This window comes from Pseudomonas sp. IT-P74, from assembly GCF_949768175.1.
In the GTDB taxonomy this organism is placed as follows: Bacteria; Pseudomonadota; Gammaproteobacteria; order Pseudomonadales; family Pseudomonadaceae; genus Aquipseudomonas.
Window position 1 is genome coordinate 1 of the sequence record NZ_CATKQD010000006.1, and the last position, 11,990, is coordinate 11,990.

The 11,990-nt window shown below is 59.4% G+C and carries 12 protein-coding genes; 7 read left to right on the forward strand and 5 right to left on the reverse strand.

What is annotated here, in order from left to right; translation table 11 throughout:
- Positions 1-81: 81 nt before the first annotated feature.
- Both ACM6J5_RS05560 and ACM6J5_RS05565 read left to right on the forward strand, forming a co-directional pair.
- Positions 82-1,098, forward strand: a complete 1,017-nt coding sequence (locus ACM6J5_RS05560) for a class I SAM-dependent rRNA methyltransferase (RefSeq protein WP_414927982.1) — start codon at positions 82-84, stop codon at positions 1,096-1,098.
- A gap of 93 nt (positions 1,099-1,191) precedes the next feature.
- Entirely contained in the window at positions 1,192-4,149 is a 2,958-nt protein-coding gene (locus ACM6J5_RS05565) for a DUF748 domain-containing protein (protein ID WP_414927983.1), read from the forward strand.
- Between the two features lie 272 nt (positions 4,150-4,421).
- On the opposite strand, the gene ACM6J5_RS05570 is transcribed toward ACM6J5_RS05565, so the two are convergent.
- Complete coding sequence (locus tag ACM6J5_RS05570; protein WP_095945518.1) at positions 4,422-4,778, reverse strand: BON domain-containing protein; 357 nt, start codon at positions 4,776-4,778, stop codon at positions 4,422-4,424.
- Between the two features lie 274 nt (positions 4,779-5,052).
- The gene (locus ACM6J5_RS05575; protein ID WP_095945519.1) at positions 5,053-5,475 is read right to left on the reverse strand and encodes a pilin; all 423 of its coding nucleotides are present in this window, start codon (positions 5,473-5,475) and stop codon (positions 5,053-5,055) included.
- 227 nt (positions 5,476-5,702) lie between these two features.
- Between ACM6J5_RS05575 and ACM6J5_RS05580 the strand changes: the two genes are divergently transcribed.
- The 4 genes from ACM6J5_RS05580 to yacG are packed head-to-tail and all read left to right on the forward strand — an operon-like array spanning position 5,703 to position 8,611.
- Positions 5,703-6,920, forward strand: coding sequence for a type II secretion system F family protein (locus ACM6J5_RS05580; protein WP_414927984.1), 1,218 nt, complete (start codon positions 5,703-5,705; stop codon positions 6,918-6,920).
- 1 nt (position 6,921) lies between these two features.
- Complete coding sequence (locus ACM6J5_RS05585) at positions 6,922-7,794, forward strand: prepilin peptidase (protein WP_414927985.1); 873 nt, start codon at positions 6,922-6,924, stop codon at positions 7,792-7,794.
- On the forward strand, positions 7,791-8,414 hold the full coding sequence (gene coaE / locus ACM6J5_RS05590) for a dephospho-CoA kinase (protein ID WP_046041800.1): 624 nt from the start codon (positions 7,791-7,793) through the stop codon (positions 8,412-8,414). The genes ACM6J5_RS05585 and coaE overlap by 4 nt, the downstream gene beginning before the upstream one ends.
- Positions 8,411-8,611, forward strand: coding sequence for a DNA gyrase inhibitor YacG (gene yacG / locus ACM6J5_RS05595; RefSeq protein ID WP_007970539.1), 201 nt, complete (start codon positions 8,411-8,413; stop codon positions 8,609-8,611). Before coaE ends, yacG begins: the two co-directional genes overlap by 4 nt.
- A 35-nt stretch (positions 8,612-8,646) precedes the next feature.
- On the opposite strand, the gene ACM6J5_RS05600 is transcribed toward yacG, so the two are convergent.
- Positions 8,647-9,336: an energy-coupling factor ABC transporter permease gene (locus tag ACM6J5_RS05600; RefSeq protein ID WP_095945530.1), complete on the reverse strand. Its 690-nt coding sequence runs from the start codon at positions 9,334-9,336 to the stop codon at positions 8,647-8,649.
- A gap of 71 nt (positions 9,337-9,407) precedes the next feature.
- Positions 9,408-10,340: a LysR family transcriptional regulator gene (locus tag ACM6J5_RS05605; protein WP_095945523.1), complete on the reverse strand. Its 933-nt coding sequence runs from the start codon at positions 10,338-10,340 to the stop codon at positions 9,408-9,410.
- A gap of 121 nt (positions 10,341-10,461) precedes the next feature.
- Here ACM6J5_RS05605 and ACM6J5_RS05610 point away from each other — a divergent pair, with 121 nt between their 5' ends.
- Complete coding sequence (locus ACM6J5_RS05610) at positions 10,462-10,704, forward strand: DUF2790 domain-containing protein (protein ID WP_095945524.1); 243 nt, start codon at positions 10,462-10,464, stop codon at positions 10,702-10,704.
- A gap of 8 nt (positions 10,705-10,712) precedes the next feature.
- On the opposite strand, the gene ACM6J5_RS05615 is transcribed toward ACM6J5_RS05610, so the two are convergent.
- On the reverse strand, positions 10,713-11,981 hold the full coding sequence (locus ACM6J5_RS05615; RefSeq protein ID WP_414927986.1) for an OprD family porin: 1,269 nt from the start codon (positions 11,979-11,981) through the stop codon (positions 10,713-10,715).
- Positions 11,982-11,990: the final 9 nt, after the last annotated feature.

Below are 11,990 nucleotides of genomic sequence, written 5' to 3' on the forward strand. Positions count from 1 at the left end.
CTGCTCGCGAAGGCAGCGCCTCGATCCCGAGCCAAAACTGTTAAACTCCCGCGCCCAATTCCCTCCTGCAAGGCGCCCAGCATGTCTTCCTTGAATCAGGCGCTGCGCGCCGCCCTCGATCAACGCCAGGACCTGCTCGCCGAACTGCACCAGCAAGGTACCGATTGCTATCGCCTGTTCCACGGCAGCCAGGAAGGCGCCGGTGGCTTGACCATCGACCGCTACGGCCCGCAACTGCTGGTGCAAAGTTTCCACCAGGCACTGGAACGCGAGACACTGCTGCAACTGCACGAAGCAATCAATCAACACTTGGGTTTTGAAACCCTGCTGGTCTACAACGACCGCTCCCGTGGCAATTCGCGCATCGATCGCGAAGACATCGTCTACCGCGCCGACGAAGCCGCCCTGCAAGACCTGGTCGGCCACGAATGGGGCCTGAACTATCGGGTGCGCGGTCGCCATGCCGGACAGGACCCGCTGCTGTTCCTCGACCTGCGCAACACTCGCGGCTGGGTCAAGGACCACAGCAAGAACAAAAGCGTGCTGAACCTGTTCGCCTACACCTGCGGTGTCGGCCTCAGTGCCGCCGCCGGTGGCGCGCGGGAGGTGTGCAACCTGGACTTCGCCGAAGGCAACCTGGCGGTCGGTCGGGAGAACGGCCAACTCAACCCGCAGTTGCCGACCATGGAATTTATCCAGTCCGACTACTTCCCGGCCATTCGCCAACTGGCCGGCCTGCCGATCAGCCAGCGCCGCGGGCAAAAACTGCCGAGCTATCAGCGCCTGGAACAGCGCCAGTACGATCTGGTGCTGCTCGACCCTCCGGCGTGGGCCAAGAGCGCATTCGGCACCGTCGACCTGCTGCGCGACTACCAGAGCCTGCTCAAACCGGCCTTGTTGACCACCGCCGACAATGGCGTACTGATCTGCTGCAACAACCTGGCAAAAGTCAGCATGGATGACTGGCGCGAGCAGGTTTTGCGTTGCGCAGAGAAGGCCGGACGGCCGGTGCGTGAATGGACCGTGATGAAACCGGGCGCCGACTTCCCGTCGATGGATCAGCAACCACCGCTGAAAACCCTGATTCTGCAGCTTTGACCGCTGTGGGAAAAATCTGAAACTTACTGATCAGGCCAATCACTTGGGAACCGGAAACGCGTGCCATACTCCAAGGCACTCCGACCCAGACAGATGAAGCCGCACATGTACAAAGGATTGATTCGCGCCATTGGCGCCTTGTTGACTGCTCTGGCCCTCTACAGCTTGCTGGGTTTTCTGATTTTACCGGGTGTCGCGTTACGCGTTGCCAACCAGCAACTGGCTAACTACGCCACCACACCCGCGACCATCCAGCGGATCGAATTCAATCCGTTCAGCCTTGAACTGACCCTTTGGGGCTTGAACATCGGCGAGCCCGGCAAAGAGCAGGTCGGTTTCGAACGCCTGTATGCCAATCTGCAACTCGACAGCCTGTGGACCAGGGCGGTGCACCTGTCCAATGTCGAACTGGACAAGCCCAAGACCGAAATCCTGTTCAGCAAGGATGGCAAACTCAATCTGCTCGGGCTGTTCAAACTGCCAGCGAGCGAGCCCACACCCGCCGACCCGGATGCCAAGCCGTTTCCGCTGCGCATCGAGCGGATCAAACTGGCGGGCGGCGCCGTGCACTTTGAAGATGCCCGGCCCAGCGAGCCCATCGAGTTTCTCTACGACACACTCGATTTCGAGTTGAAGAACCTCAGCACCCTGCCCGATGACAGCGCCGACATGACCCTGGTGGCCGTCGGCCCCAATGGCGGACAAATCGACTGGACCGGCAACTTCAGCCTGATCCCGATCGCCTCCGAAGGAAAGCTGAAAATCACTGATGGCAAGATGAAAGCCTTTTGGCCCTATGTGCGCGACGCCGTGCCACTGGACCTCGAAAACGGCGTCATGAGCATCAGTACCGACTACAAATTCAGCCTGGCCAAGGAAACCGAGCTGTTGCTGAGCAATGTAGCGGTCAACATTGCACCCTTCGCGATCAAGGCCCCGGATGGCCGGCCGCTGGTGAAGCTCGAGCGCCTGGACGTCAGCGAAACCACCGTGGACCTGGCCAAACAGCAAGTGGTGGTCGGCAAGATCCGCAGCCACAAACTGGAAACCTGGGCCGCGCTGGAATCGGACGGCCAACTCGACTGGCAGAAACTGTTCGCCAGCCAACCGTCAAAAACCACCGCCAAAGCCAAGGCAGATGCCGAACCGGCCCGCACTCCGGCGGCGGCAGACTCACCGAAGCCCGAACCGGCCGCCCCAGGCAAACCCTGGCAGGTGCTGCTCAAGGACGTACAGTTGCGCGATTACCAGGTGCATCTGGCTGACCGAAAGGCACAGCCTCCCGTCGCCCTGGATCTGGCTCCGCTGAACCTCGACCTGCAAAACTTCGACAGCCTCAACGGTTCTCCCTTTACCCTCAAGCTCGATACCGGCGTGGGCAAGCAAGGCAAGATCATGGCCGACGGCGAGGTCAACCTGGCCTCGGTCAGCGCCAGGCTGAAGGTACAGACCAGGGACATCGACCTGCGGGTTGCCCAGTCCTACATCACGCCATTCATTCGCCTGGAATTGCGCAGCGGCATGCTCGGCAGCGATCTGGCGGTCGACCTGAAAAGCACCGAGCCCCTGGCGTTCAACGTCACCGGCCGCGCCCAGGTCGATCAGTTGCATACCCTGGACACCCTGAAAACCCGCGACTTCCTCAAGTGGCAACAGGTCGTGGTCGAAGGTCTGAACTATCAGCATGGGGACAGCCTGTCGATCGACAAGATCAACCTGTTCCAGCCCTACGCGCGCTTCATGATCAACGATGATCGCACCACCAACATCGATGACCTGCTGATTCCCCAACCGGCGGACTCCGGGGCAAAACCGGCGGTAAGCAAATCCGCCGGCAACGAGAAACCGCTGGGCATCCACATCGGTGGCATTTTCATCAATGACGGTTCGGCCAACTTCGCCGACTTCAGCCTGACGCCGAACTTCGCCACCGCCATCCAGCAACTCAACGGGCAGATCGGCACCATCGACAGCCGTCAGCAGAAACCGGCCGGTGTCGACGTCAAGGGCAAGGTCGATCGCTACGCACCGGTGACCATCAAGGGCTCGGTCAATCCGTTCGACCCGATGGCCAGCCTCGACATCGCCACCAGCTTCAAACGTGTGGAACTGACCACGTTGACGCCCTATTCCGGCAAGTTCGCCGGCTACCGTATCCGCAAGGGCCGGCTCAATCTCGACTTGCACTACCAGATCACCAAGGGTCAGCTCAAAGCCGAAAACAAAGTGGTGGTGGAACAACTGCAACTGGGTGAAAAAGTCGACAGCCCGGATGCCGTGAGCCTGCCGCTGAAACTGGCCATTGCCTTGCTCAAGGACGTCGACGGCAAGATCTCCATCGAACTGCCGGTCACCGGCGACCTGAACAACCCTCAGTTCAGCGTCATGCCGATTATCTGGCAGACCCTGCGTAACCTGGTCGTCAAAGCCGCGGCAGCACCGTTCAAACTCATTGGCGGGTTGGTCAACGGTGGTGGTTCGGAAGACCTGGGCAGCGTTTCATTCGCTGCGGGCTCCAGCGACCTGAGCAAGGACGCCGAAGGTGCCTTGGACAAACTGTCCAAGGCGCTCAAGGAACGCCCGGCCCTGCGCCTGGAAATCGAAGGCACCGCCGCCCAGAGCAGCGATGGCCCGCTGATCGCCGAACAACGCCTGGAACGTGAATACCAATACAACTACTACAAAATGCTCCAGCGCCGCGGTGACAAGGTCCCGGCCCAGGCTTCGTTACTGGAAGTGCCTGACGACGAAAAAGGCCCCCTGCTTGAAGGTATCTACCGCACTCGCCTGAAAACCCAGCCCCCTGCCGAATGGAAGGATCTGGGCAAGGAAGAACGCACAGCGAAAATGCGCGCCGAGGTGATCAAGTTCTGGAGCACCAGCGACGTGCTGTTGCGTCAACTGGGCCAGGAACGCGCCAGCAGTATCAAGGATTACCTGGTCGACAAGGCCCAACTGGAAGATGACCGGGTGTACTTCATCGACGCCAATCTGGGCGAGGCGCAAAGTGATGGCCGCGTGGTAACACAGATGCATCTGGATGCCGAGTGATGAATCGCCGGCTGGAGTCTGCTCGCGATGGCGACAAAACAGTCGACATCGATGTCGCCTGAAAGGCTGTCATCGTCGGAACGCCGCCCGGAGCAGGCTCACTCCTGCAAATTGATTTTCAGCGCTACACATAGAACAGGCCCCGGCAAAAATGCACGGGGCCTGTGACGGCCACATCCTTATGGCCCTTCGCATGAACACTCAGGTGGCAACAGACGTAAGACTCGGCCCGTCTGTCGCGCCTTCTCCCGGTCCAGGCGAGAAGTCTTGCCTTACTCGGCTTTGAGGCCGTCAGCGGAGACCGCCTTGACCCCTTTGATTTTCTTGGTGATGGCCACAGCCATCTCTTTTTGCGAATCGGTCACAGCGGTGGTCGACGACAGCGATACCACGCCTTTGTTTGTTTCAACCTTGATGTCGCTACCTGGAATGCCCTTTTCGGTCATCAGGTCAGCTTTGACTTTGGTGGTGATCCAGGTATCGGAAGTAGCTTCTTTCGCTTCGGTCATTTCACCGGCAGCCAGCACCATTGGCGACTGGGTTGCCTGGGTGGTTTGAGCAAACGCAACGTTGGCCATGGTCAGGGTCAGCGCGGTAGCAGCAGCGGCAGTGATAGCGAACTTCTTCATACGAGTAACTCCTGTTTTTCGGAAAGTTACCTGGAATATTGCGAACGCTGTGCCAACTCTGAAACAGAGAGTAAATACATATTAATCAACAAGTTAGAAAATCAGCCAATTTTCGGAATCATGCAAAATGCACGAGAAGCACAATCACTGCATGCAAGTTGCGGGTTTGTGGAAAGTTCCTAAGATGCTGAATTTCCGAGCTTTATCTGCGGCATTTGACGACAGGTCGACAAACAGGAAAATCCCCGCAAAAGCGGGGACTTGATTCAGCAATTCATGCCGCAGAACCGGTACACCCTTTAGGCAAGTAGTCCTGGGAAACGCTGCTCTTACATGACCAGCCTTTGTCTTCGTCCCGTGTCAGGGTGACGGTTTTGCCCTGGACCACCCCAGGGGCATTGTGCAACGTACAAACGATTGATCCCCCTCCCGCCTGCGTTGTGCCCGTCACAGACAGGGCGCAATGGTTGGTCGATGTCTCGCCGGCGGGCGCCACGTTGGCAATTGTCGGGGTTTCCCCCTGGCTGATCACATCCTCGAACGGCACCTTCATTGCAGTCAGCTCGGCCATCGCCGCCGTGACCTTGGCCCGCGCCTGGTACTTGGAATACATCGGCAGACCCAGTGTTGCCAGGATCCCGATGATCGCCACTACGACGAGCAACTCGATCAGGGTAAAACCTTTCTGATTGTTCATGTACAAGCTCCATGCATGAGTCGAAGGCTCATGACCTGCCCCATGGCAGCACAGCCTGTGCCAAGGCCAGAAGCCCCTGTTGGCAGGGGATATGGTGACAGCAAAGCCCTCACCTACTACCTGGATCAGCACTATCTGACGTTTTTTGTCACCTCACCCTTCCGGGTTTGGCCCCGTCCCCTGACTAGGCTATAAGAGCAATTCAATCGGAATACCCAGGACTGAACATGGCGGTCAAGGCAGCGAAAATCAGCGTGTATGCATGGGAAGGCATCGACCGCAAAGGCACAAAAGTGACCGGCGAACTCAGCGCTCAAAACCCGGCGCTGATCAAGGCGAAGCTGCGCAAGCAAGGCATCACTCCCGGCAAAGTCCGCAAAAAAAACCCTTCGGTTTTCAACATGGGCAAGCGCATCAAGGCCCAGGACATTGCCCTGTTCACCCGGCAAATAGCGACGATGATGAAGGCTGGCGTGCCGTTGTTGCAGTCCTTCGACATCATCGGCGAAGGCTTCGACAATCCGGCCATGCGCAAACTGGTGGACGAACTGAAACAGGAAGTTGCAGCAGGCAGCAGCTTCGCCGCCGCCCTGCGCAAGAAGCCCCGGTATTTCGATGAGCTGTATTGCAACCTGGTGGATGCCGGCGAACAGGCCGGTGCCCTCGACACCCTTTTGGAGCGGGTCGCGACCTACAAGGAAAAGAGCGAAAGCCTCAAGGCCAGGATCAGGAAAGCCATGACCTACCCGCTGGTGGTGGTGTTCGTCGCTGCGATTGTCACCGGGATTCTGCTGGTCAATGTCGTGCCGCAGTTCGAATCGGTGTTCAAAGGCTTTGGTGCCGAACTGCCGGCCTTCACCGTGATGGTCATTGGCCTGTCGCAATTCATGCAGGCCTGGTGGTGGGTGGTCCTTGGCGCGCTGATCACAACGGCCTTCGGCGTGCGCCACGCCCTCAGGACATCCCCGGCCTTCCGCGACCGGATGGACACCTGGCTGCTGAAACTGCCGCTGGTGGGCACCCTGATGCACAAGTCCGCCGTGGCCCGGTTCGCCCGTACACTGTCGACCACTTTCGCTGCCGGCGTGCCGCTGGTGGAGGCCCTGGAATCAGTGGCCGGTGCGACCGGCAATAGCGTGTTCAAGCGCGCGGTATTACGCATCCGGCAGGACATCTCGACCGGCATGCAATTGCATTTCGCCATGCGCACCTGCGGCGTCTTTCCGAACATGGCGATACAAATGACCGCCATCGGCGAAGAGTCCGGCACCCTGGACGCTATGCTCGATAAAGTCGCGGGGTTCTACGAAGACAACGTCGATAACATGGTCGATAACCTCACCAGCCTGATGGAACCGTTCATCATGGTGGTGCTGGGTGTTATCGTCGGTGGACTGGTAGTTGCCATGTACCTGCCCATCTTCCAACTTGGCTCAGCGATCTGACATGCCCTTGAATGAAATCCTGATTCACTCTGCGCTGGCCTTTGTCCTTCTCGCAGGCATCACTGGCCTGCTGGTCGGCAGTTTCCTCAATGTCGTGATCTGGCGCCTGCCGAAAATGCTCGAACGCGACTGGCGTGAGCAGGCCCATGACATCCTCGGGCTGCCTGGCGAAACACCGCTGCCGACCTACAACCTGTTGCTGCCCCACTCCCAGTGCCCGCACTGCGGTCACCGAATCCGCGCCTGGGAAAACATCCCGCTGCTCAGCTACGTTTTTTTGCGCGGCCGCTGTTCAGCCTGTGCGGCAGCGATCAGCCCGCGCTATCCGTTGACCGAACTGGCCTGCGGGCTGTTGTCGGCGTTTGTTGCCTGGCACTTCGGCTTCGGTTGGCCGGCCGGCCTGATGCTGATCCTGAGCTGGGGGTTGCTGGCGATGAGCCTGATCGACGCCGAACATCAGATTTTGCCCGATGTACTGGTGCTGCCGCTGATATGGCTGGGGTTGATCGTCAACAGTTTCGGCCTGTTCGTGTCGTTGCACGACGCGCTTTGGGGAGCGATCGCCGGCTACGGCCTGCTGTGGTCGGCGTTCTGGCTGTTCAAGTTGATCACCGGCAAGGAGGGCATGGGCTACGGTGATTTCAAGCTGCTGGCGATGCTGGGCGCTTGGGGTGGCTGGCAGATTTTACCGCTGACCATCCTGCTGTCCTCGCTGGCGGGTGCCATTATCGGGCTGATCCTGCTGCGCTGGCGCAATGCAAAAACCTCGACGCCAATCCCTTTCGGCCCCTATCTGGCCATTGCCGGCTGGATTGCGTTGCTCTGGGGTGGTCAAATAACCGACCTCTATTGGCAGCTTGTCGGTTTGAAATGAATAGCCCTGTGGAAAAACCCTGGATTCTCGGCCTGACCGGCGGCATTGGCAGCGGCAAAAGTGCGGCCGCCCAACACTTCATCGACCTGGGTGTGCATGTGGTCGACGCCGATCATGCCGCTCGCTGGGTAGTGGAACCCGGTCGCCCGGCACTGGCACAAATCGCCGAACACTTCGGCCCTGGCGTGTTGCAGGCCGACGGGCAACTGGACCGTGCCGCGCTACGCAAATTGATCTTCGAGGTGCCTGAAGAACGCCGCTGGCTGGAGGCCCTCTTGCATCCGCTGATCGGCGAGGAGATCGCTCACCACCTGGCGCTGGCAAAATCGCCTTATGCGATTCTGGTTTCGCCGCTGCTGATCGAGTCCGGGCAATACGCCATGACCCAACGGGTATTGGTGATCGATGCCCCCGAACAATTGCAGATCGAACGTACCCTGCAACGTGACCAGACCAGCGAGCAGCAAGTCCAGGCGATCCTCAAGGCTCAGTCCAGCCGCCAGGATCGCGTGAGCCATGCCGACGACGTCGTGGTCAATGACCGCGACCTTGCCTGGCTGCATAGCGAGGTTGAACGCCTGCATCACTTTTATCTTTCTTTGCGTGGAGGCCAGTCATGAGCCAACCAACAACCGTCGAATGCCCAACCTGTGGCGCCCCTGTGGAATGGACCGCCGAGAGCAAATTCCGGCCATTCTGCTCCGACCGCTGCAAACTGATCGACCTGGGTGCCTGGGCGTCCGAAGAGCACAAGATTCCAGTGGCTCCCGATGCCGAGGACGAAATGTTCAGCGGTGACTTCGACCCGCGTCACTGATCCATCGAATGGGCGATTCCAGGTCTTGATGCGGATCAGGACTTGGGATCGTCGTCCTTCCAGGGAGCCGAGAGATAGCGGGTGCGGTTGAACGTCTCAAGCCACTCCGGACAAAACACCACCAGCGCACTGACGATCATGCCGTTGATAAACGCTTCGGGAAAAATGATCAGCCACAGATATCCGACAAAATCTTCCAGCCAGTACGGCATCTCGAAACGCTCGTCGAACCATAGCAACCATAGCGCCAGCAGCAGACACAGCAACGCCGACAGCGCGGCGGCAAAGAATCCGGAAACGAAGATATACACAAAGGGATTTCGTGGCTGCGCCCGCTCCACCAGGATCGCGCAGCACTCGGTGACCAGCACCGGCAGCGCAATCAACAGCGCGCCATTGACCCCGACAGCCGCCAGGTCCTGTCGGTCGAGTAACACCAGCCCCGTTTGCGCAACCAACCCGCCGACCAGCGCCAGCGGCCAGTCCAGCAGTAGCGTCACCGCTGTCATGCCGATGAAGTGGTAAGACACGCCGGTATCAAAGTCGCGCCGCACCAGCCACAACAGAAACAGCGCAAACACCGTTCCAAACAGCAGATGCTGACGACGGCTGTCGGTGAACAGTTCAACCCACGGCGCGCGACAGATCGCCCAGATCAACACCGGCACATAGATCAGCCAGCCGACCGCAAGGGTTTGCGATGACAGCAACTCGGCACCGATCATGGCTACGCGCGCCTCCCAGGCGAAGAACAACAGGCACTCAGTCTACACCGCCGCTCTCCCGCCCTTCGACTTCAGGCCCAATGCCGCGGATCGTTCACCACTGCATCATGCTCGGCGAATAGTTTCGGTAGCTCAGACTTGAGAAAGTCCACCCAGGTGCGGACCTTGGCATCGAGAAAGCGTCGCGAAGGATACAGCGCGTACACATTGCGTTCGCGCAGACGCCATGCCGGTAACACGCGTAGCAAAGTGCCGTCGCTCAAGGGCCGCATCGCGGTGTAGAACGGCAGCAGGCTGATACCCATGCCCGCCTCCGAAGCCTTGACCATCGACTCGGCAACATTGCACTGAAAGGTCTTGGCCGGGCTGACGGCGTGCTTGCCGTGCTCGTCCTGGAAAAGCCATTGATCGCTGTACAGCGGGTCGAGCATGCGCAGGCATTGATGATCGTTCAGCGCCAGCGGCTGCTGCGGCACACCCCGGCGTTGCAGGTAAGCCGGGGAGGCACAGGGCACGCTGTAGATCTGCCCGACGGCCTGCGCAACCATTTGCGAGTCGGCCAGTTCAGGAGCGATCGAAATCACCACATCGTGCCCCTCCTCCAGCGGGTCTGGATTGCGTTGCGACAAGGTCAGTTCGAACACCACATCGGGATAAAGCTCGCTGTAGCGGGCGATCAACGGCGTGAGCAGCACACCCAGGCCGTTCATGCTGTGCACCCGCAGGCGTCCGGCCGGATTGGTATGAGCGCCACGGGCCTCGGCCGTCGCCTCATCCATGGCATCGACGATTTGCCGGCTGCGCAGCAGGAAGCGCTCGCCAGCGTCGGTCAGGCTCAAGCGCCGCGTGGTGCGTTGCAGCAGACGCGCCTGTACATGCTCCTCCAGATCCGCCACCAATCGGGATACCTGCGCGGTCGACAGATCCAGCGCATCGGCAGCCCCGGTGAAACTGGCGCAGTCCACCACCCGGATGAACACACGCAAGTTGTTAAGCACATCCATAAGCCCCCCTCGGGCGATGACTGTTACGTTTTATGTAAGGCTGCATCCGCCGTTCGCCCCTTTATCCGTCGGTGGCAAAGACTAAAATTCAGACATCAGAACCGACACGGAGCACGCCAACATGAAAACGTTGATCAGCCTCTTGCTGACCGTCATCGCCACCTCGGCCATGGCCGCCGACAACGAACCCCTCGCGGTCCTGTATAACCCGGCGCAGCCACTGGACATCGCCAGCGTGGTTTCTGTGTCGGACACCGCGACCGCATGCGGGGTTGTACCGGCGACCATGGAGTATGTCGATCATCAGGGCCAGACCCACCGTGTGACCTACAACGTCATCGGTGATTGCACCAACAACCTGTGATCAATGGCTCACAACAAGGTCCACGTGTAGCTGAGGATCAAGCGGTTCTCGTCGATATCACTTCGGTAATTGGAACGCGCCATCGCGTTGCGCACACGGATGCCAAGGCCTTTGAGGCTGCCGCTCTGCAATACATAGCCGATATCCAGGTCACGCTCGCGGTCCTTGCCTTCATAGCCCTTGCCGGTATCGACGTTATTGCCGCTGATGTAGCGCACGGTGCTGGTCAGCCCCGGTACGCCGAGCGCCGCGAAGTCGTAGTCGTAGCGCGCCTGCCAGGAACGCTCATCGGTGAAGGCGAACTCGTAGGTCGGCACTTCGTTGCCCAGTGGTGAGATGTTGGCAAACACCCGTGGGAACGCACTGTCTCCGAACATGCCCTGATAGCCGACGTAAAACGTATGGCCGCCACGCTTGGCCGACAGCAACGAGAAGAACGCCTGGTTGTCGATGTTGCCCAGCAGTTTTTTGCCGTCTTCGCGCGAATCGTAGTAACCGAGGTTGGCGCCGAGGATCCAGTCACCCATCGGCTCACTGTGCTTCAAACCCAGAAAACGCTGGTTGTAGATATCTTCCAGTTGCCCGTACCAGGCGCTGACCGAGCTGCGCTTGTCGTTGAAGACATAATCGGCGCCGGCAAAATTGAAACCGTCACTGCTGACCTGGCGCTGCGGCACGTGCCCCAGCATCGCTTGCATCTTTTCGTCGCCAGCCTCGTTGCGCAGGCTGGTTGAACTCAAGTGACCACCCTGCAGCGTCAGGCCGTTGATCTCGTTGGAGGTGATGCTTGCGCCCTGATAACTCGGTGGCAGCAGGCGAATATCGCTGAAGGCCAACACCGGCAGATTGGGTTGCAGCTCACCGACTTTCAGCTCGGTTTTTGAGTAGCGCATCTTCAACGCGCCTTCCAGACGGCTGTAGTTGTCCGCCGCGCGGCCGTCGCTCTGCACCGGCAGCAAACCGGTATTGGTCCGGTCCGGGGCGCTGTCGAGCTTGAGGCCGAGCAAGCCGATGACGTCCACCCCAAACCCGACGGTGCCCTGGGTGTAACCGGACTTCACGTTGAGAATGAAACCCTGGGCCCACTCTTCAGCCTTCGATTGCTGATTGGCGCCGACGATGTCGGAATAGTCGCGGCTGAAGTAGTAATTGCGCGCCTGCAACGTCGCGGTGGTGTCTTCGACAAAGCCTTTTTCAGCGGCCATCGCGCCTGTGGAGAAACTCGAGACGACAGCCAGGGACAACGCCGAACCGGTGGTTGGGAGAATCTGTTTCATCGTTTTTCT

Excerpts from the sequence above, each read along its gene's own strand:
- ACM6J5_RS05560 (WP_414927982.1), top strand. The coding sequence starts at position 82 with ATGTCTTCCTTGAATCAGGCGCTGCGCGCCGCCCTCGATCAACGCCAG.
- ACM6J5_RS05565 (WP_414927983.1), top strand. The coding sequence starts at position 1,192 with ATGAAGCCGCACATGTACAAAGGATTGATTCGCGCCATTGGCGCCTTG.
- ACM6J5_RS05570 (WP_095945518.1), bottom strand. The coding sequence starts at position 4,778 with ATGAAGAAGTTCGCTATCACTGCCGCTGCTGCTACCGCGCTGACCCTG.
- ACM6J5_RS05575 (WP_095945519.1), bottom strand. The coding sequence starts at position 5,475 with ATGAACAATCAGAAAGGTTTTACCCTGATCGAGTTGCTCGTCGTAGTG.
- ACM6J5_RS05580 (WP_414927984.1), top strand. The coding sequence starts at position 5,703 with ATGGCGGTCAAGGCAGCGAAAATCAGCGTGTATGCATGGGAAGGCATC.
- ACM6J5_RS05585 (WP_414927985.1), top strand. The coding sequence starts at position 6,922 with ATGCCCTTGAATGAAATCCTGATTCACTCTGCGCTGGCCTTTGTCCTT.
- coaE (WP_046041800.1), top strand. The coding sequence starts at position 7,791 with ATGAATAGCCCTGTGGAAAAACCCTGGATTCTCGGCCTGACCGGCGGC.
- yacG (WP_007970539.1), top strand. The coding sequence starts at position 8,411 with ATGAGCCAACCAACAACCGTCGAATGCCCAACCTGTGGCGCCCCTGTG.
- ACM6J5_RS05600 (WP_095945530.1), bottom strand. The coding sequence starts at position 9,336 with ATGATCGGTGCCGAGTTGCTGTCATCGCAAACCCTTGCGGTCGGCTGG.
- ACM6J5_RS05605 (WP_095945523.1), bottom strand. The coding sequence starts at position 10,340 with ATGGATGTGCTTAACAACTTGCGTGTGTTCATCCGGGTGGTGGACTGC.
- ACM6J5_RS05610 (WP_095945524.1), top strand. The coding sequence starts at position 10,462 with ATGAAAACGTTGATCAGCCTCTTGCTGACCGTCATCGCCACCTCGGCC.
- ACM6J5_RS05615 (WP_414927986.1), bottom strand. The coding sequence starts at position 11,981 with ATGAAACAGATTCTCCCAACCACCGGTTCGGCGTTGTCCCTGGCTGTC.